Origin of the sequence: Streptomyces sp. NPDC029674, from assembly GCF_044903205.1 — a bacterium.
GTDB lineage: Bacteria > Actinomycetota > Actinomycetes > Streptomycetales > Streptomycetaceae > Streptomyces.
The window spans coordinates 228295-246721 of sequence record NZ_JBJDPY010000001.1 but is presented as its reverse complement, the minus strand read 5'-3'; the positions used below and the strand labels follow the sequence as shown (position 1 = coordinate 246721).

The window sequence follows — 18427 nt, the reverse complement described above, 5'->3', positions numbered from 1 at the left end:
GAAGAACCGCTGGGGGAATTGTAGGAGCCCGACAAAACCCTACGATTGAGGATCTCCGTCGGCCAGACGTCCCAGGATCAGCGCGATCCGCAGCGTGAACGCGGACCGTACGTCGGAAGGTGACCACCCGGTGACGTCAGTCACACGTCGGAGCCGGTAGCGCACTGTGTTGGGGTGAACAAAGAGCATCCGCGCCGCCCCTTCGAGGCTGCTCGCCTGCTCCAGATAGACGGCCAGCGTCTCCAGGAGCGCGGAGCCCGCTTCCTCCAACGGTCTGTAGATCTCCTCCACCAGCTGCTCGCGGGCCGCCGGATCCCCCGCCATGGCGCGCTCGGGCAGCAGATCGTCCGCGAGGACGGGCCGCGGGGCGTCCTGCCAGGCCGCGGAGGCCTTGAGTCCGGCGGCCGCGGCCTGCGCGGAGCGGGTCGCGGCGAGCAGGTCGGGCACGATCGGCCCGGCCACCACAGGACCGGCCGCGTACGGCCCGATCAGGGCCTTCGCCACCTGCAGCGGATTGTCGTTGCCGCCCGCGATGACGACGAGGCGGGTGCCGAGGACACCGGTCAGGACCTGCAGTTTCGCGTGCCGGGCGGCCCGGCGGATGGCCTCGACCGTGAGCTCGCTGTCGCCGTCCGGTGCGGTGCCGAGCACCACGCAGACATGGTCGGGGGAGTTCCAGCCCAGGGCGGCGGCGCGCGAGACGGCGCCCTCGTCGGCCTCGCCGGACAGCACCGCGTTCACGACCAGCGACTCCAGGCGGGCGTCCCAGGCACCGCGTGCCTCGGCGGCCTGTGCGTACACCTGTGCGGTGGCGAAGGCGATCTCCCGGGCGTAGACGAGCAGCGCCTCACGGAGCACGGACTCGTCACCGGGGGCCGCGACCTCGTCGATCGCGGACTCCATCACCTCGATCGTCGTACGCACCATCTCCACGGTCTGGCGCAGGGTGATCGCCCTGGTCAGCTCGCGGGGAGCGGTGCCGAAGACATCGGTGGAGATGGCCTGGGGGGCGTCCGGGTGCCGGAACCACTCGGTGAACGCGGCGATACCGGCCTGCGCCACCAGACCGATCCAGGACCGGTTCTCCGGCGGCATCGCCCGGTACCAGGACAGCGTCTCGTCCATCCGCGCGATGGCCTGCGCCGCGAGGCTCCCGGACGACTTCTCCAGACGCTTCAGGGTCGCGGTGTGGGCGTGGGCGGACCTGCGGGCGTCCTGGCCGGACTCCGGTCCGGACTCCGGGCGGGACTCCTGATGGGCTTCGTTCGCTGAGGGTTCGGGCACGGGACAAGACTGCCTTATCGGGGCGGGGACGTGCGGTGCCGGGGCTACGGTGGGATGCGTGATTGATGTACGGCGCTCCGGCGACCGGTACCGCGGCGGGGAGACCGCGGCCGGCATCGAGTCCTTCCACGCCTTCTCCTTCGGGCCTCACTACGACCCCGACAACCTCCGCTTCGGCGCGATCCTGGCCTGCAACGAAGAGCGCCTCGCACCCGGCGCCGGCTTCGACGAACACCCCCACAGCCACACCGAGATCGTGACCTGGGTCGTCGAGGGCGAGCTCACCCACCGGGACTCCACGGGTCACGCGTCAGTGGTCCGCCCCGGCGACGTGCAGCACCTGTCCGCCGCGGCCGGCGTCCGCCACGTGGAACGCAACGACGGCCCGGCGCCCCTCGTCTTCGTCCAGATGTGGCTCGCGCCGCTCACCCCCGGCGGGGACCCGTCCTACGAAGTGGTGCACGGAATCGCCGACTCGACGCCGTACGCGGTGCCCGGCGCGGGGGCGCTGCTCCACGTACGACGCCTGACGACGGGCGAGCGACTGGCCCTCCCGGCCGCGCCGTTCGTGTACGTCCACGTGGTGCGCGGGGAGGTGGAGCTGGCCGGCCACCGGCTGGGCCCGGGGGACTCGGCGCGGATCACCGGGGAGTTGGACCCGGAAGACGTGCGGGCAGCAGCCGCCACGGAGCTGCTGATCTGGGAAATGTCCGCGAACTAGCGACTGGGTACGGGTGAGAGCTCTCAGAGCTCGGAGAGCACCGCGTCCGTGAACGGGGGCCACACCTCGACGGCCCACGGCCCGAAGGGCCGGTCGGTGAGTGCGACGCACGCCGCCCCAGCGTCCGGGTCGATCCACAGGAACGTGCCTGCCTGCCCGAAGTGGCCGAACGTCCGAGGAGAGGACGAATTCCCCGTCCAGTGGGGGGACTTGCCGTCCCGGATCTCGAACCCGAGCCCCCAGTCGTTCGGATTCTGGTGCCCGTACCCCGGCAGAACACCCTTCAGCCCCGGGTACGTCACCGTCATCGCCGCCGCCACGGTCCGCGCGTCCAGCAACCGCGGTGCCTGCACCTCGGCGGCGAACCTGACCAGGTCGTCGACGGTGGACACCCCGTCCTTGGCGGGCGAACCGTCACCCTCCAGCGCCGTCGCGGTCATCCCGAGCGGCTCAAGGACCGCCTGCCGCAGATACTCCCCGAACGGAATGTCCGTCGCCTTGGCGATGTGCTCACCCAGCACCTCGAACCCGGCGTTCGAGTACAGCCGCCGCGTCCCCGGCGTCGACGTCACCCGGTGCTCGTCGAACGCGAGCCCACTGGTGTGCGCCAGCAGATGCCGCACCGTCGACCCCTCGGGCCCGGCGGGTTCGTCGAGCTCGACCGCCCCCTCCTCGTACGCGACGAGCACCGCGTACGCCGCCAGGGGCTTGGTGACCGAGGCGAGGGCGAAACGCCGGTCCGTGGGGCCGCGCGTCCCGACGACGCTGCCGTCCGCACGGACGACGGCCGCGGCAGCGGTGGGGACCGGCCAGTTCTCGATCAACGCCAGGCTCTGCATGCCCCGAGCCTAAGGGCCCTACAGGTTGAGCCGCATCGAGGGGTCCGGCTTGCGGACGAAGCCGAGCGATGCGTACAGCGGCTCCGCCTCCGCCGACGCGTTGAGGTCCACGCTGGCCGCCCCCTGCTCGCGGAACCAGTCGAGCAGCGCCTCCATGCACGCCCGCGCGTACCCCTTCCGCCGCTGGTCCGGGTCGGTCGCCACACTGAAGACCTGGCCGGCCCGGCCGTGCGGATTGCCCGCCCGCCCGATCCGGTACTCGAGCGTCCCGACGGCCAGCGCCGCGAGTCCGCCCAGCCGCTCCGGATGGTCGACGACGAACGCCACGAAGTTCCCGTCGGTCTCCCCGAGCCGGCGCCGCACGGTCGGCACGGACTCCGCGTGCCAACTGGTGTCGGATCCACTGGTGTCGGACCCGCTCCCCGAGCGGTCCGTGAAGACCGAGTCGATCATCACCTGCCGCAGCCTGAGCAGTTCCTCGGCATCCTCTGGCGTCGCACGACGTACAAGACTCATGCCCGGGACCGTACTGACCACGAGGCGAGAAGTCCCTCGAATTTCCCCCGAACCATTTCTCCCGTATCCGCTTGCTTGGAGCGCACTCCAAGGTTCTAGCGTGAGGGACATGACGGTGATGGAGACCAGGAGCGCACCAGCCCGCCCGAACAGTGAGGACCGCTACACGATCAGCGAAGTCGCCGCCCGTACCGGCCTCAGCGCCTACACCCTGCGGTGGTACGAGCGGATCGGCCTGATGCCGCACATCGACCGCTCCCACACGGGCCAGCGCCGCTACAGCAGCCGTGACCTGGACTGGCTGGACTTCGTCGGCAAGCTGCGCCTGACCGGGATGCCCGTGGCGGACATGGTCCGGTACGCGGAGCTGGTGCGCGAGGGCGAGCACACCTTTCCCGAGCGCCAGCAACTCCTGGAGCAGACCCGACGCGACGTCCGCACCCGCATCGCGGAGCTGCAGGACACCCTCGCCGTCCTCGACTACAAGATCGACAAATACGCGGGCGCCCGGCGGGCGTCGGAAAGGCCCTGACACCGATGACGGACATGAACATCGCGACGGACATGAACACCGAGAAGGTACGGAAGGTGCGACTCGGCGCCGAGGGGCCCGAGGTCGGCGTCCAGGGCCTCGGCTGCATGGGCATGAGCTTCGCCTACGGCCCCACGGACACCGACCAGGCCAGAGCCACCCTGGACCGCGCCCTGGAACTGGGCGTCACCCTCTACGACACCGCCGACGTCTACGGCATGGGCGAGAACGAGAAGTTCCTGGCCCCCTTCGTCAAGGCACACCGGGACGAGATCGTCCTCGCCACCAAGTTCGCCCTGGCCATCGACCCGGCCGAGCCGACGAAGCGGCGCATCGACAACTCTCCGGAGTACATCCGCTCCAGCATCGACGCCAGCCTGCGCCGCCTGGACACGGACGTCATCGACCTCTACTACATGCACCGCCGCGACGTGGCCGTGCCCATCGAGGAGACGGTCGGCGTACTGTCCGAGCTCGTCGCCGCGGGCAAGGTCAAGCACATCGGCCTGAGCGAGGTCACCGGCGCCGAGCTGCGCGCCGCCCACGCCGTCCACCCCATCGCCGCCGTCCAGTCCGAGTGGTCGCTCTTCAGCCGCGACATCGAACGGAGCGTGGTCCCCACCGCCGCCGGCCTGGGCGTGGCCCTCGTGCCGTACTCCCCGCTCGGCCGCGGCTTCCTCACCGGCTCCTTCACCCATGCGGACAAGGAGCTCGACGAGGACGACTTCCGCCGCCGGCAGCCCCGCTTCACCGGCACCAACGCCACCGCGAACGCCGCCCTCCTGGCCCCCGTCCGCTCCGTCGCCGACGCCCACGGAGCGAGCCTCGGGCAGATCGCCCTGGCCTGGGTCCAGCAGCAGGCCGCGGTCCACGGCCTCCCCGTCGTCCCGATCCCCGGCACCCGCAGGCCGGCCCGCGTCGAGGAGAACACCGCGGCCACCCGCATCACCCTCACCGACGACGACCTCGCCCTGCTGAACCCGATCGCCGCCGACGTCGCGGGCAACCGCTACGCCGACATGTCCTTCACCTCGGCGGGCCGGGAGTAGCCGGGAGCGGCCGGTGGCAGGCCGCCCGGTCAGAGCTCCGCCAGCAGCTCGGCCTTCTTCGTCGTGAACTCGTCGTCGGTGATCAGCCCCGCCTGGTGCAGGTCGCCGAGGTGCCGGATGCGGTCCGCGATGTCCGCCGGATCCCGGCGGACGGCCCGTGCCGCGGAGGCGCCCGTACCGACGCCGTCGGACAGCGGGGCCGGGCCAGACGCCCGGACCGCCGCGAGGACCGACGCGGCGAACGGCAGCGACTCGTGGACCGGGCCGTAGCCGAGGCCGAAGACGACGGCCGCCGGGTCCTGGTCGGCCTGGCCGGGCTGCTCCACCGGGGTCTCGCGGCGCAGCAGCCGCAGGTGGCCCTCGAAGACCTCCGGTGAGCGCCACTCGATGCCGCTCAGGTCCGTGACGAGGAAGCTCTGGTCCCCGGCCTTCCACTTCGCCGACGACGCGCCCGTCCAGAACCAGCGGAAGGACACCAGCTTGCCGTCGAAGGACGCCTTCCCGTCGTACGCCTTGAACTGCAGGGGCGCCTCGGGCGCGGCCACCAGGAAGCGGTCCGCGGGCTCACCGTCGTCCGGCGCGAGCTGTGCCCGCAGCTCGTCCGCGTAGTACTCGGCGAGGGTCTCCCGCTCCGCGGGGAGCACCAGACGGTACGGGTCGCAGCCTTCCTTGAGCTGGCCCGCCGCGGCTTCCATCAGCGGATCGGCGCCCGGTCTCGGCACGGCATGCAGGACCACGGTCCCGCGTTTGCCGGGGGAGAGCGTCACCGCCGCGATCGCCTCAAGGGGGATGCGCCGTTCACCGAGAGCCTGGAAGAGCTTCGGCGTGCGGATTCCCCGTTCGAAGCGGATGAGCACAGAGTCGGACTCGAACTCCCAGGCGGCATGAAATCCGGCCAGAACATCACCCATGCGGCTCATCGTAGGCGGCACGAGCGCCTCCGTCCCTCCTGCGGCGGGCCGCTGTTTCATCGATTTCTACGCGCGTCAGGCCGCTGCCGTGCCGGAAATACCCTTCCGGCAGGCGTCGTCGTCGTCGTTCGCGCACCGCACCGAGCGGTACGCACCGGTGCCGATTTCCGCGAAGTTGCGGAGGCTCTCCGTGCCCGGCTCGAAATAGCCGGCGTGGCCCCGTGCGCCGGCCGCGGAGAGAAGCCGCGCGCCGAAGCCGACGGCCACCGGGTCGGCGCCGTGGCCGAGCCCGCCGAACTCCATGTTCGGTACATCCTGAATCCAGTCGTCGCTGTCCCGGGTGGCCCAGATCCGGGCCCTCGTACCCAACTGTGAAGCCGTGTCGGCGCGCATGCCGGGGCTGCCCGCCACCGTGATGTCCGTGACGCGCGGGGGGAGCTTCCGCGCGGCCACCCCGCACACCACGGAGCCGTAGCTGTGGCAGTACAGAGCGACCGGTGTGCGGCCGGGCAGGCCGCGCACCAAGGAGTCGAGGCGCGTGGCCCCGTCCTCCGCGCGCATCGCCGTCGCCGCGTCCACGCCGATCCCGACGGGCGCGGTGTAGTCGGCCCAGGCGATCACGGCGGTACGCGCGCGGGGGTTCACCGCCCGCTCCTCGCGGTAGAGCGCCTTCGCCATGCCCACCGGTGCGGAGTACTTGCGGAACGTCCGTTCGAAGGTCAGTACGTTGGTGTCGACACCGGGCACGACCACGGACACGCGGCGGGCCTTGGCCATGTCTCCGAAGACCTCGGCCATGCGTCCGGAGCCCATGGGATCGAAGGCGAGGACCTGGCGCCCCGGTCGCATCATGACCCCGAAGCGCTTCATTCTGCGCTCGGCCTCCTGCTTCCCCAGGGGGGAGAGGCGGTTGTCGTGCATGCGGTCACGCTCGACCTTGCGGGCCTGCCCCAGCGCGATGCGGTTGGCGCGATACCGGAGCTCGGCGGGCGCGCCGTTCATGTTGCCGACCGCGAGCGGATAGCGGGCGGCGAGCCTGTTGCGCTGCGGCACGTCGAGCGAGGCGAAGAAACGGGCGAGCCGACCGGCGGAGCCGTCCGGGTCCGGCAGGGCGCGTCCGTCGATGCTGCCCTTCTCCCACGCGGTGAGGGCGGCCTTGAGAGGCGACGCGTCGCCTCTGTTGTGGCGCACGGCGGTCCAGCCGGTGGTCGCGAGCATGACGAACACGACGGCGAGCGCGAGCAGGGCGCGCCAGGCGTTGAGTTGAGGGGAGGAGTCGAAGGAAGTCACTACGGAACACCCTAGGAGAACCGTGATGTTTACCGTGCATCGCGTGAGGCAGATCACGTTTCTGTAGGGGTAATTGAGGCAAAGCCGACACGCCGAGCGACCCAGGGTGTATGGGCGGCTGCTCAACGTAGAAGCGGAACCCGCTGGTTGAACGGCTGGCCGGGCAGCCGGCCGGGCGGCCGTCGAACGCCCTCAGAGGGTGCGCCACTCCTCGGCCAAGGCGGGCCCCAGGTGATCCAGATACGTCTCCGTGAGAGCGCGGATCGACTCCGGACTGGTGTCCTCACCGGCGCCCCACAGTCGCCCCGTGACGCGCATGACGCCACTGAAGGCGGCCACCGCCACGCGCGGGCGCGGGTCACTGTCCACGTCGAGGCCCTCGCGCTCGGCGATCACGCGGGCGATCTCGTCCTCCATCTCGATGGAGCGGCGCAGGTGGACGGCGAGCAGGGCGGGCGTCGACTCGATCATCTGGTAGGTGCGCATGTGGAGTTCGACCGGGACGACTTCCTCGATGGACTGGCCCATCGCCTCCCAGGCGCCGAGGACGGCGCCGCGCAGGGCCACCAGCGGGGCTTCGCGGGCGGGGCGGTCGCGCAGGGCCTGGACGAAGCGCGCCTCCACCATCTCCTGGACCGCGAAGGCGGCCTCCTGCTTGTTGGCGAAGTAGCGGAAGAACGTGCGCTGGGAGACGTCGACGGCCTCGGTGATCTCGTCGACGGTCGTCTCTTCGTACCCCTTGGTGGTGAAGAGCTCGAGCGCCACGCGCAGGAGGGCGTCCCGGGTGCGCTGTTTCTTGCGCTCGCGCAGCCCCGGCCTGGAGCTCTCCGCGGTCGTCTTCACGCCATGGTCCTCTTTCCGGCCGTTTGCCCAGTTCACCTTACCTGTGAGCCACGTGACAGTTACCGACTTGTGAAATGGTTTGTCAACTGTCAGCCGCTGTCACTAACCTCGAAAGCATGACTAGTCAGACCACCGTCGAGAAGGCGGACGAGGCGCCGGAGCCCGTGCCCGGTCCGTCCCTGGCCAAGGGGCTCCGCGGCCACCCCTGGCTGACGCTCTTCGCCGTCGCGATCGGCGTGATGATGGTCGCCCTGGACGGCACCATCGTGGCGATCGCCAATCCGGCCATCCAGAAGGACCTGGGCGCCACCTTCGCGGAGGTGCAGTGGATCACCAACGGCTACTTCCTCGCCCTCGCCGTCGCGCTGATCACCGCGGGCAAGCTGGGTGACCGCTTCGGTCACCGCCAGACCTTCCTCATAGGCGTGATCGGCTTCGCCGCCGCGTCGGGGGCCATCGGCCTCTCCGACACCATTCCGCTGGTGGTCGCCTTCCGCGTGCTCCAGGGACTCTTCGGCGCCCTGCTGATGCCCGCCGCGCTCGGACTGCTCCGCGCCACGTTCCCGGCCGAGAAGCTCAACATGGCCATTGGCATCTGGGGCATGGTGATCGGCGCCTCCACGGCCGGCGGCCCGATCCTCGGCGGCCTTCTCGTCCAGCACGTCAGCTGGCAGTCCGTCTTCTTCATCAACGTGCCGGTCGGCATCATCGCCGTCGTGATCGGCGTGGTCATCCTCAAGGACCACCGGGCCGAGAACGCGCCGAAGTCCTTCGACGTCCCCGGCATCGCACTGCTCTCGGCGGCCATGTTCTGTCTGGTCTGGGCGCTCATCAAGGCCCCTGAGTGGGGTTGGGGCTCCGGCACGACCTGGCTCTTCATCGGCGCCTCGGTGCTGAGCTTCGCGCTCTTCGCGGCCTGGGAGTCGAAGGTCGCGGAACCGCTCATCCCGCTGGCCCTGTTCCGCTCCGTGCCGCTCTCCGCGGGCGTGGTCCTGATGGTGCTCATGGCCATCGCCTTCATGGGCGGACTCTTCTTCGTCACCTTCTACCTGCAGAACGTGCACGGGATGAGCCCCGTCGACAGCGGTCTGCACCTGCTGCCGCTCACCAGCATGATGATCGTGGGCTCGCCGCTGGCGGGCGCGATGATCACCAAGATGGGCCCGCGCATCCCGTTGGCGGGCGGCATGCTCTTCACCGCCGTCGCCATGTACGGCATGTCCACGCTGGAGGCGGGCACGGGCAGCGGTCCCATGTCGATCTGGTTCGCGCTCCTCGGTCTCGGCCTCGCGCCGGTGATGGTCGGCGCGACGGAGGTCATCGTGGGCAACGCGCCGATGGAGCTCTCCGGTGTCGCCGGCGGTCTCCAGCAGGCCGCGATGCAGATCGGCGGCAGCCTCGGCACGGCCGTCCTCGGCGCCGTCATGGCGTCGAAGGTCGACAGCGACCTGCCCGACAACTGGGCGGAGGCGAAGCTCCCGCCGCTCAGCGAGGCCCAGCTCGACAAGGCCGCGGAGGCCGTCCAGGTGGGTGTGGCGCCGGTGCCGCCGAAGGCTCCGCCGTCGATCGCCGACCAGATCACCTCGGTCGCCCACGACACGTTCATGTCGGGCATGGGCCTGGCCTGCCTGGTCGCCACCGGGGTCGCCGTGGCCGCGATCTTCGTCGCGTTCCTGACCAAGCGCGGCGCCAACGCCGAGGCGGGCGCGGGAGTGGGCCACATCTGAGGCCCGGGTCACCGACGTATCGGGGAAAGCCCCTCAGGGAGAACCTGGGGGGCTTTCGCCTATCAGGGTGACGCACATTCGTACCCCTTCCGACGGCCGAGCTCGCGGGGCCACAGTGCAGACAGAAGATCCGCGCAGCACACGGGGGTTGGAACACATGCGTACGACCACACTCGCGACCACACTCACGACCACACTCGCGACCGTCACGGCAGCCGCACTCGCCGCGGTCGTCCTCACGCCCACGTACGCCGGGGCCACCGCCCCGCCGACACTGCGCGGCTGCGGTGCCGGCGAGCTCTGTCTCTGGGAGAAGGCGGGGTTCAAGGGCGCCCGCCACACGTACGAACTGGCGGACATCGACATCGAGAGCTGCACCGCGCTGCCGGAGGGGGGCAGCGCGGAGGCGATCGCGAACCGCACGGGACGGCCCGTGACCGTGTACCAGTCGGGGGAGTGCGGCGAGACCGGTGAGTTCAACACCTATCCGGGCAGCGGCACCTGGGCGCCCGAATCCCCTTACCGCGTAAGGGCGTTCAAGGTCTGGGAGAGCTGAATGGGGGTACCCGCCATGACAAGCCCGAACAGATCGACTCAGGGAGTGATGATGGCGGGCTTCGGACACACCACGCGCAAGCGCCCCGGCTCACGCGGCCGAACGTGGTCGCGGAGTCGGCCGGATCGCGCGACGCTCGGGATCATAGGAGTCATCTGCGCGATCGCTGGGTTCTTCGTGCTGGGGATCGTCCTCGGCCCGACAGCGATCGTCTGCGGCTGGCTCGCCATGGGCCGCAGTTGGGCCGGTGCCCGCCCGGTACCGGCGCTGGTGGCCCTGGTCCTGGGTGTGATCGACACCGTCCTCGCACTCATATGGATAGCGGGGACGACCACCACGAACGGCATGCTCTGAGCTGGAGCGGCACGTTCTGACAGTTGAGCCTCGGGGAGCGTTCAGCCCCGCTCACCGGGACGGGAGGCCCGGCTCACCGCCGGGCTTCTCCGCCCCCGACAGAGCCGTGACCTGCGCGCGCAGCGCCTTCACCTCGGCCGTCAGCGCCTCGATCGCGGCTGTCTGGCGCCGCTCCTCGGCGTCGTCCTTCTCGAAGCGGGAGATGAACCACGCCGCGATGTTCGCGGTGACGACACCGAGGAGGGCGATGCCCGACAGCATCAGTCCGACCGCGAGCACCCTGCCGAGCCCCGTCGTCGGCGCGTGATCGCCGTAGCCGACGGTCGTCATCGTGGTGAAGGACCACCACACCGCGTCGCCGAGCGTCTTGATGTTCCCGTCCGGCGCGTCCCGCTCCACGGAGAGCACGGCCAGGGAACCGAACATCAACAGGCCCACCACCGACCCCACGACATACGTCGTCAGCCTGATCTGCGACGCCATCCGGGCCCGTCGGCCGACGAGAGTCAGCGTCGCGACCAGCCGCAGCAACCGCAGCGGCTGGATCATCGGAAGGAGCACGGCACACAGGTCCAGCCAGTGGCTGCGGACGAACCGTCCGCGGTGTTCGGTGAGGAGCAGACGCACGGCGTAGTCGACGGCGAACGCACCCCAGACGAGCCATTCCACCATCGAGCAGGCCCTCGTCACGGCCCTGTCGGCGTCGGGCACCACGATCGGCACGGCGTAGGCGACGGCGAACGCCACCGCGAGCGCGAGGAGCGGGCGTTGGGTGCGCCGTTCCCAGCGGATCTGTGCGGGCTGTGCCGGTTCTTCCTTCATGGGCGCATCGTAGAAAACGCCGAAGGGCGACGGGACCCATGGCCCGCCGCCCGTCGCCCTCCGCTCGGAGCGCGCCCTTGGTGCTACGCGTCGCCCCCGGCCGCGCCCGGGTCGGCGGCCGTGACGTCGAGGAGCTGGTAGCGGTCGATCGCCTGCTTCAGGACGGAGCGGTCGACCTTGCCCTCGCGGGCCAGTTCGGTCAGCACGCCGACCACGATCGACTGCGCGTCGATGTGGAAGTAGCGGCGGGCCGCACCGCGGGTGTCGGCGAAGCCGAAGCCGTCCGCGCCCAGCGACTGGTACGTGCCGGGCACCCAGCGGGAGATCTGGTCGGGGACGCTCCGCATCCAGTCGGAGACGGCCACGAACGGGCCTTCGGCACCGGACAGCTTCTGCGTGACGTAGGGGACGCGCTGCTCCTCGTCGGGGTGCAGGAAGTTGTGGCGCTCCACGTCCACGGCCTCGCGGCGCAGTTCGTTCCAGGAGGTCGCCGACCAGACGTCCGCCTTGACGTTCCACTCCGAGGCGAGGATCTGCTGGGCCTCGACCGCCCACGGCACCGCGACGCCGGACGCGATGATCTGGGCCGGAATGGCGCCCTGCTCACCGGTCTTGAAGCGGTAGATGCCCTTGACGATGCCGTCGACGTCCACGTCGGCCGGCTCGGCCGGGTGCTGGATCGGCTCGTTGTAGACGGTGAGGTAGTAGAAGACGTCCTCGCTCTCGGGGCCGTACATCCGGCGCAGGCCGTCCCTGACGATGTGCGCGATCTCGTAGCCGAAGGCCGGGTCGTAGGCGACGCAGCCCGGGTTCGTGGAGGCGAGCAGCTGCGAGTGGCCGTCCGCGTGCTGCAGGCCCTCGCCGGTCAGGGTCGTGCGGCCGGCGGTCGCGCCGAGGACGAAACCGCGCGCGAGCTGGTCGGCCATCTGCCAGAACTGGTCGCCGGTGCGCTGGAAACCGAACATCGAGTAGAAGACGTAGACCGGGATCAGCGGCTCGCCGTGGGTGGCGTAGGCCGAACCGGCGGCGATGAGGGACGCCGTGCAGCCCGCCTCGGAGATGCCGTCGTGCAGCATCTGGCCCGTGGGGGACTCCTTGTAGGCGAGGAGGAGTTCGCGGTCCACGGCCTCGTACTGCTGGCCGAGCGGGTTGTAGATCTTCGCGCTCGGGAAGAACGCGTCCATGCCGAAGGTGCGGTACTCGTCGGGGGCGATCAGCACGAAGCGCTTGCCGATCTCCTTGTCCCGCATGAGGTCCTTCAGGATGCGGACGAACGCCATGGTGGTGGCGATCGACTGCTGGCCCGAGCCCTTCTTCGCGGCCGCGTACGCCTTGTCGTCGGGGAGCTGGAGGGGCTTGGCGCGGACCACGCGGGTCGGGACGTAGCCGCCCAGGCCCTTGCGGCGGTCGTGCATGTACTGGATCTCTTCGGAGTCCCGGCCCGGGTGGTAGTACGGCGGGGCGCCGTCCTCCAGCTGCTTGTCCGTGATCGGGATGTGCAGCCGGTCGCGGAAGCCCTTGAGGTCGTCGACCGTGAGCTTCTTCATCTGGTGCGTGGCGTTGCGGCCCTCGAAGTTCGGGCCGAGGGTCCAGCCCTTGACCGTCTGGGCGAGGATCACCGTCGGCTGGCCCTTGTGGGCCTTGGCCGCCGAGAACGCCGCGAAGATCTTCTTGTGGTCGTGACCGCCGCGGCCCAGGTGCAGGATCTGGTCGTCGGTCATGTTCTCGACCATGGCGCGCAGCCGGTGGTCGTCGCCGAAGAAGTGGTCGCGGATGTACGCGCCGGTCTCGGTGGCGTACGTCTGGAACTGGCCGTCGGGCGTCGTGTTCAGCTTGTTGACCAGGATGCCGTCGCGGTCCTGCGCGAGCAGCGGGTCCCAGCTGCGGTCCCAGACCAGCTTGATGACGTTCCAGCCGGCGCCGCGGAACTGCGACTCCAGCTCCTGGATGATCTTGCCGTTGCCGCGCACCGGGCCGTCCAGGCGCTGCAGGTTGCAGTTGACGACGAAGGTGAGGTTGTCCAGGCCCTCGCGGGCGGCGATGGAGAGCTGGCCGAGCGACTCGGGCTCGTCCATCTCGCCGTCGCCGAGGAACGCCCAGACATGCGACTTGGAGGTGTCCGCGATGGAGCGCGCCTCCATGTAGCGGTTCATCCGGGCCTGGAAGATCGCGCCGAGCGGGCCGAGGCCCATGGACACGGTCGGGAACTCCCAGAAGTCCGGCATGAGCCGCGGGTGCGGGTACGACGAGAGGCCGTGCGGCGCCTTGGACTTCTCCTGGCGGAACGCGTCGAGCTGCGACTCGGAGAGCCGGTCCAGGAGGAAGGCGCGGGCGTAGATACCGGGGGAGGCGTGCCCCTGGAAGAAGATCTGGTCGCCGCCGTCGCCCTCGTCCTTGCCGCGGAAGAAGTGGTTGAAGCCCACGTCGTAGAGCGAGGCGGAGGAGGCGAAGGTGGCGATGTGGCCGCCGACACCGATGCCGGGACGCTGGGCGCGGGAGACCATCACCGCGGCGTTCCAGCGGGTCGCGTTCAGGACCTTGCGCTCGACTTCCTCGTTGCCGGGGAAGAACGGTTCGTCCTTGGTGGCGATCGTGTTGACGTAGTCCGTGCTGCGCATCTCGGGCACGGCGACGCGCTTCTCGCGCGCGCGTTCGATCAGCCGGAGCATCAGGTAGCGGGCCCGCTCACGGCCGCGTTCGTCGACCGCGGCATCGAGGGAGTCGAGCCATTCCTGGGTCTCTTCGGGATCGAAGTCCGGGACCTGGCTCGGCAGGCCGCCAATGATGATCGGGTTGCGATCGGATCCGGAAGCCACGCTGTTCCTTCGCTGTTGGGGCTCTCGCCTGGGGGTGTGCCTGGCCGTGCACCGCTTCCCATCGTGTACCTCGCGGACGCAAACGTCATGTCTACCGATTGGTAACCGAGACGCTGATCCGGCCACCCTGGGGTAGGCTCGGCCCAAATCGCAACGATACGCCCATCCAGTTCAGCCGCTTCGCAGAGCCGTTCGGTCAGTACGGATGGGGCGGCAGTTGCGGCGACACGGTCGGGAACGTCACCGTTTCGGCGGTCTCGACGGCCGGGTACTTGCGCGATCCGTCCCGCCCGTGTGGACTACGGCCAACGCCCCGCGCACGCGCGTGGCTGACAGGCATTCCCAAAAACATGATCAGGAGGCAATCCGTGAGCGCGACCGCGGACCACGCGGAGACGAACCTTGCCGTAAGGCTTGGTTTCCAGCCCGACCAGGTGGTCCAGGAGATCGGCTACGACGACGACGTCGACCAGGAGCTCCGCGAGGCCATCGAGCAGGCCACAGGCACAGAGCTCGTCGACGAGGAGTACGACGACGTGGCCGACGCCGTGGTGCTCTGGTTCCGTGAGGACGACGGGGACCTGACTGATGCGCTGGTGGATGCCATCGCGTACGTGGAGGAGGGCGGCTCGATTCTGCTGCTGACTCCGAAGACCGGTCGTGACGGTTACGTCGAGCCGAGCGAGATCGGCGAGGCGGCCACCACCGCGGGCCTGTCGGCGACCAAGAGCGTCAACGCCGGCAAGGACTGGAGCGGCAGCCGCCTGAACACGCCCAAGGCGGCAGCCAAGAAGCGCTAGCCACGCGCGCGCCGAGCCGCGACCCAGCAGAGCAGTACGTGAGGCCCCCGCCGACGACCATCCGTCGGCGGGGGCCTCATGCATACGTAGGGTGGGGATCACCCGAACGGCCCCACCCGAGGGGCCCCGTCGAAGGGATGCGTATTCATGGCGATCGAGGTGGGCACCAAGGCCCCGGAGTTCGAGCTGAAGGACAACCACGGCCGGTCCGTGAAGCTCTCCGACTTCCGCGGCGAGAAGAACGTGGTGCTGCTCTTCTACCCGTTCGCGTTCACCGGCGTCTGCACCGGCGAGCTCTGCGCGCTCCGCGACGAGCTGCCGAAGTTCGTCAACGACGACACCCAGCTGCTCGCCGTCTCCAACGACTCCATCCACACGCTGCGCGTCTTCGCCGAGCAGGAGGGCCTGGAGTACCCGCTGGTCTCCGACTTCTGGCCGCACGGCGAGGTCTCGCGCGCGTACGGCGTATTCGACGAGGAGAAGGGCTGCGCGGTGCGCGGCACCTTCATCATCGACAAGGAGGGCGTCGTGCGCTGGAGCGTCGTCAACGGGCTGCCGGACGCGCGTGACCTGAATGAGTACGTCAAGGCCCTCGAAACGCTCTGAGCAAGCCCCGTTTTCGCTCGCGGCCGGGAACCGGTCACTAGGATCCACACGTTGATCCGATGGCAACGCAACGCTTGGGGCTCCCCGCCCCTGGACACCAATTGGGAGGACTCGTGGGAGTCAGCCTCAGCAAGGGCGGCAACGTATCGCTGAGCAAGGAGGCGCCGGGCCTGACCGCGGTTCTGGTCGGCCTCGGCTGGGACGTCCGCACCACCACCGGTACGGACTTCGACCTCGACGCCAGCGCGATCCTGACGAACGCGGAGGGGAAGGTCAGCAGCGACCAGAACTTCGTGTTCTTCAACAACCTCAAGAGCCCCGACGGCTCCGTCGAGCACACCGGTGACAACACCACCGGTGAGGGCGAGGGCGACGACGAGGTGATCAAGGTCGACCTGGCTGCGGTCCCCGCCGACGTGGAGAAGGTCGTCTTCCCGGTCTCGATCTACGACGCCGAGAACCGCCAGCAGTCGTTCGGCCAGGTCCGCAACGCGTTCATCCGCGTCGTGAACCAGGCGGGCGGTGCCGAGATCGCGCGGTACGACCTCTCCGAGGACGCCTCGACCGAGACCGCCATGGTCTTCGGCGAGCTGTACCGGCACGGCGCCGAGTGGAAGTTCCGCGCGGTCGGCCAGGGCTACGCCTCGGGCCTGCGCGGCATCGCGCAGGACTTCGGCGTCAACGTCTGAGCCGAGCACATCCCCGCGTCATCCGTCCGGCGCCGCACAGGCACGAGGTGCGGCGCCGGACGTGCTCAACCACCTCGTGCGCCCGGCACCACGGGCGCGCGGCTCTCGTCATCCCGGGGAGGACCATCACCATGGGCGTCACGCTCGCCAAGGGAGGCAATGTCTCCCTCTCCAAGGCCGCACCCGATCTCACCCAGGTCCTCGTCGGCCTCGGCTGGGACGCGCGATCCACCACCGGCGCCCCCTTCGACCTCGATGCCAGCGCGCTGCTGTGCAACGCGGGCAGGGTCCTCGGCGACGAGTGGTTCATCTTCTACAACAATCTGAAGAGCCCCGACGGCTCCGTCGAGCACACCGGTGACAACCTCACGGGTGAGGGTGACGGCGACGACGAGTCGGTGCTGATCGACCTCTCCAAGGTGCCGGCCGACTGCGACAAGATCATCTTCCCGGTCTCGATCCATGACGCGGACAACAGGGGCCAGACGTTCGGCCAGGTCAGCAACGCGTTCATCCGCGTCGTCAACCAGGCGGACGGCCAGGAGCTCGCGCGCTACGACCTCAGCGAGGACGCCTCCACGGAGACGGCGATGATCTTCGGCGAGGTGTACCGATACGGCGGAGAGTGGAAGTTCCGCGCGGTCGGGCAGGGGTACGCGTCTGGCCTGCGTGGTATCGCTCTAGACTTCGGGGTCAACGTTTCGTAAAGCAGGGGACCGGCGCGGGGGAGACCGCTAAACGGGAGCCCGTACACACACGATTGGGTAACCAGTGATTCTGAAAACCTTCGGCTGGTCGTTCGCGGTGACCGCGCTCGGCCTGGTCGCCGCGGTGTTCTACGGGGGGTGGACAGGCTTCGGCGTCGTGGCGATCCTGTCGATCCTCGAGATCTCGCTGTCCTTCGACAACGCGGTGGTCAACGCCGGAATCCTGAAGAAGATGAGTGCCTTCTGGCAGAAGATCTTCCTCACCATCGGTGTCCTGATCGCGGTCTTCGGTATGCGACTGGTCTTCCCCGTCGTGATCGTGGCCATCAGCGCCAAGGTCGGCCCGATCGAGGCGGTCCGCCTCGCCCTCAACGAGAAGGACCAGTACCAGCAGCTGGTCACCGACGCGCACCCGTCGATCGCCGCCTTCGGTGGCATGTTCCTGCTGATGATCTTCCTGGACTTCATCTTCGAGGACCGGGACATCAAGTGGCTGGGCTGGATCGAGCGTCCGCTCGCCAAGCTCGGCAAGGTCGACATGCTGTCGGTCTGCATCGCGCTCGTCGTGCTCATGATCACCGCGATGACCTTCGCCACCCAGGCCCACCAGCACGGTGGAGCGCATGTGGACAAGGCGCAGACCGTCCTCATCTCCGGCATCGCGGGCCTGATCACGTACCTCATCGTCGGCGGGCTCTCCGGCTACTTCGAGAACAAGCTCGAGGAGGAAGAGGAGCGCGAGCACGAGCAGGAGGAAGAGGCCAAGCGGTCCGGCAAGAAGGTTCCTGCCGTCGTGATGGCCGGCAAGGCCGCGTTCTTCATGTTCCTCTACCTCGAGGTCCTGGACGCGTCCTTCTCCTTCGACGGTGTCATCGGCGCCTTCGCCGTCACCAACGACATCGTGCTGATGGCGCTGGGTCTCGGCATCGGCGCCATGTACGTCCGGTCCCTCACCGTCTACCTGGTCCGCCAGGGCACCCTCGACGACTACGTCTACCTGGAGCACGGCGCGCACTACGCGATCGGCGCCCTCGCGGTGATCCTCCTGATCACCATCCAGTACGAGATCCACGAGGTCATCACCGGCTCCGTCGGTGTCATCCTCATCGCCTGGTCCTTCGTCTCGTCCGTGCTGCGCAACCGGAGGCTGGCGGCGGCCGAGGGGAATTCGAGCGGGGACAAGACCCAGGTGTCGTCAGGGGTCTGAGACTGACTGATTCGCTCACCGAGCTGTCCGATTCCGGTTTCCGGAGTGTGATGACGGCCCGGGTGAGGAACGCTCTGTGCGGGGCGGCCGTCGAGGAGATGTCCTCACGGCCGCCCCGTCGGTTTCGTGGGCAGCACACGGGCACACGGACACACGGA

General features: G+C 69.2%; 19 protein-coding genes. 11 read left to right on the top strand and 8 right to left on the bottom strand.

The annotated features are described in order from the left end of the window. Positions 1–39 precede the first annotated feature (39 nt). Positions 40–1179: a fatty acid biosynthesis transcriptional regulator FasR gene (gene fasR, locus ACI2L3_RS01070; protein WP_404750683.1), complete on the bottom strand. Its 1140-nt coding sequence runs from the start codon at positions 1177–1179 to the stop codon at positions 40–42. A gap of 163 nt (positions 1180–1342) precedes the next feature. On the opposite strand from fasR, the gene ACI2L3_RS01065 reads away from it, so the two are divergent. Next, a complete protein-coding gene (locus tag ACI2L3_RS01065; RefSeq protein WP_404750182.1) occupies positions 1343–2005 on the top strand; it encodes a pirin family protein in 663 nt (220 codons plus the stop codon). Positions 2006–2028: 23 nt separating this feature from the next. Here the strand turns inward: ACI2L3_RS01065 and ACI2L3_RS01060 are convergent, their stop codons facing one another. Continuing rightward, the gene (locus tag ACI2L3_RS01060; RefSeq protein WP_404750181.1) at positions 2029–2844 is read right to left on the bottom strand and encodes a serine hydrolase domain-containing protein; all 816 of its coding nucleotides are present in this window, start codon (positions 2842–2844) and stop codon (positions 2029–2031) included. Positions 2845–2862: 18 nt separating this feature from the next. Continuing rightward, the gene (locus ACI2L3_RS01055; RefSeq protein WP_404750180.1) at positions 2863–3360 is read right to left on the bottom strand and encodes a GNAT family N-acetyltransferase; all 498 of its coding nucleotides are present in this window, start codon (positions 3358–3360) and stop codon (positions 2863–2865) included. 109 nt (positions 3361–3469) lie between these two features. Between ACI2L3_RS01055 and ACI2L3_RS01050 the strand changes: the two genes are divergently transcribed. Both ACI2L3_RS01050 and ACI2L3_RS01045 read left to right on the top strand, forming a co-directional pair. Beyond that, a complete protein-coding gene (locus tag ACI2L3_RS01050; protein WP_404750179.1) occupies positions 3470–3892 on the top strand; it encodes a MerR family transcriptional regulator in 423 nt (140 codons plus the stop codon). 14 nt (positions 3893–3906) lie between these two features. Further along, positions 3907–4941 (top strand): aldo/keto reductase, encoded by a 1035-nt coding sequence (locus ACI2L3_RS01045; protein ID WP_404750682.1) that lies wholly within the window; start codon positions 3907–3909, stop codon positions 4939–4941. A gap of 29 nt (positions 4942–4970) precedes the next feature. On the opposite strand, the gene ACI2L3_RS01040 is transcribed toward ACI2L3_RS01045, so the two are convergent. The 3 genes from ACI2L3_RS01040 to ACI2L3_RS01030 all read right to left on the bottom strand — a co-directional run bounded on the left by ACI2L3_RS01040 (position 4971) and on the right by ACI2L3_RS01030 (position 7985). Further along, positions 4971–5852, bottom strand: coding sequence for a DUF4429 domain-containing protein (locus ACI2L3_RS01040; protein ID WP_404750178.1), 882 nt, complete (start codon positions 5850–5852; stop codon positions 4971–4973). A 75-nt stretch (positions 5853–5927) separates the two neighbouring features. Continuing rightward, on the bottom strand, positions 5928–7142 hold the full coding sequence (locus ACI2L3_RS01035) for an alpha/beta hydrolase (RefSeq protein ID WP_404750177.1): 1215 nt from the start codon (positions 7140–7142) through the stop codon (positions 5928–5930). Between the two features lie 192 nt (positions 7143–7334). Continuing rightward, positions 7335–7985, bottom strand: coding sequence for a TetR/AcrR family transcriptional regulator (locus ACI2L3_RS01030; RefSeq protein WP_404750176.1), 651 nt, complete (start codon positions 7983–7985; stop codon positions 7335–7337). 116 nt (positions 7986–8101) lie between these two features. On the opposite strand from ACI2L3_RS01030, the gene ACI2L3_RS01025 reads away from it, so the two are divergent. The 3 genes from ACI2L3_RS01025 to ACI2L3_RS01015 all read left to right on the top strand — a co-directional run bounded on the left by ACI2L3_RS01025 (position 8102) and on the right by ACI2L3_RS01015 (position 10622). Continuing rightward, positions 8102–9712, top strand: coding sequence for an MFS transporter (locus ACI2L3_RS01025; protein WP_404750175.1), 1611 nt, complete (start codon positions 8102–8104; stop codon positions 9710–9712). A 157-nt stretch (positions 9713–9869) separates the two neighbouring features. Then, the gene (locus ACI2L3_RS01020; protein ID WP_404750174.1) at positions 9870–10268 is read left to right on the top strand and encodes a peptidase inhibitor family I36 protein; all 399 of its coding nucleotides are present in this window, start codon (positions 9870–9872) and stop codon (positions 10266–10268) included. 48 nt (positions 10269–10316) lie between these two features. Then, positions 10317–10622: a small hydrophobic protein gene (locus ACI2L3_RS01015; protein ID WP_404750681.1), complete on the top strand. Its 306-nt coding sequence runs from the start codon at positions 10317–10319 to the stop codon at positions 10620–10622. Between the two features lie 51 nt (positions 10623–10673). On the opposite strand, the gene ACI2L3_RS01010 is transcribed toward ACI2L3_RS01015, so the two are convergent. Both ACI2L3_RS01010 and aceE read right to left on the bottom strand, forming a co-directional pair. Further along, positions 10674–11444 carry a potassium channel family protein gene (locus tag ACI2L3_RS01010; protein ID WP_404750173.1) on the bottom strand — a complete coding sequence of 257 codons (771 nt, stop codon included), beginning with the start codon at positions 11442–11444 and terminating at the stop codon, positions 10674–10676. A gap of 83 nt (positions 11445–11527) precedes the next feature. After that, a complete protein-coding gene (aceE, locus tag ACI2L3_RS01005; RefSeq protein ID WP_404750172.1) occupies positions 11528–14260 on the bottom strand; it encodes a pyruvate dehydrogenase (acetyl-transferring), homodimeric type in 2733 nt (910 codons plus the stop codon). A gap of 368 nt (positions 14261–14628) precedes the next feature. On the opposite strand from aceE, the gene ACI2L3_RS01000 reads away from it, so the two are divergent. The 5 genes from ACI2L3_RS01000 to ACI2L3_RS00980 all read left to right on the top strand — a co-directional run bounded on the left by ACI2L3_RS01000 (position 14629) and on the right by ACI2L3_RS00980 (position 18269). Next, positions 14629–15060 carry a DUF3052 domain-containing protein gene (locus ACI2L3_RS01000; protein ID WP_404750171.1) on the top strand — a complete coding sequence of 144 codons (432 nt, stop codon included), beginning with the start codon at positions 14629–14631 and terminating at the stop codon, positions 15058–15060. Between the two features lie 147 nt (positions 15061–15207). Next, a complete protein-coding gene (locus ACI2L3_RS00995) occupies positions 15208–15666 on the top strand; it encodes a peroxiredoxin (RefSeq protein WP_404750170.1) in 459 nt (152 codons plus the stop codon). Between the two features lie 113 nt (positions 15667–15779). After that, complete coding sequence (locus ACI2L3_RS00990; protein WP_362994506.1) at positions 15780–16355, top strand: TerD family protein; 576 nt, start codon at positions 15780–15782, stop codon at positions 16353–16355. A gap of 131 nt (positions 16356–16486) precedes the next feature. After that, positions 16487–17062: a TerD family protein gene (locus ACI2L3_RS00985; RefSeq protein WP_404750169.1), complete on the top strand. Its 576-nt coding sequence runs from the start codon at positions 16487–16489 to the stop codon at positions 17060–17062. Positions 17063–17126: 64 nt separating this feature from the next. Further along, complete coding sequence (locus ACI2L3_RS00980) at positions 17127–18269, top strand: DUF475 domain-containing protein (RefSeq protein ID WP_404750168.1); 1143 nt, start codon at positions 17127–17129, stop codon at positions 18267–18269. The last annotated feature ends 158 nt before the right edge of the window (positions 18270–18427 follow it).

Coding starts and splice junctions, on each gene's coding strand:
- ACI2L3_RS01015 (WP_404750681.1), top strand. CDS start 10,317: ATGATGGCGGGCTTCGGACACACCACGCGCAAGCGCCCCGGCTCACGC.
- ACI2L3_RS01045 (WP_404750682.1), top strand. CDS start 3,907: ATGAACATCGCGACGGACATGAACACCGAGAAGGTACGGAAGGTGCGA.
- ACI2L3_RS00995 (WP_404750170.1), top strand. CDS start 15,208: ATGGCGATCGAGGTGGGCACCAAGGCCCCGGAGTTCGAGCTGAAGGAC.
- ACI2L3_RS01050 (WP_404750179.1), top strand. CDS start 3,470: ATGACGGTGATGGAGACCAGGAGCGCACCAGCCCGCCCGAACAGTGAG.
- ACI2L3_RS01025 (WP_404750175.1), top strand. CDS start 8,102: ATGACTAGTCAGACCACCGTCGAGAAGGCGGACGAGGCGCCGGAGCCC.
- ACI2L3_RS00985 (WP_404750169.1), top strand. CDS start 16,487: ATGGGCGTCACGCTCGCCAAGGGAGGCAATGTCTCCCTCTCCAAGGCC.
- ACI2L3_RS01055 (WP_404750180.1), bottom strand. CDS start 3,360: ATGAGTCTTGTACGTCGTGCGACGCCAGAGGATGCCGAGGAACTGCTC.
- ACI2L3_RS01040 (WP_404750178.1), bottom strand. CDS start 5,852: ATGGGTGATGTTCTGGCCGGATTTCATGCCGCCTGGGAGTTCGAGTCC.
- ACI2L3_RS01010 (WP_404750173.1), bottom strand. CDS start 11,444: ATGAAGGAAGAACCGGCACAGCCCGCACAGATCCGCTGGGAACGGCGC.
- ACI2L3_RS01020 (WP_404750174.1), top strand. CDS start 9,870: ATGCGTACGACCACACTCGCGACCACACTCACGACCACACTCGCGACC.
- ACI2L3_RS01060 (WP_404750181.1), bottom strand. CDS start 2,844: ATGCAGAGCCTGGCGTTGATCGAGAACTGGCCGGTCCCCACCGCTGCC.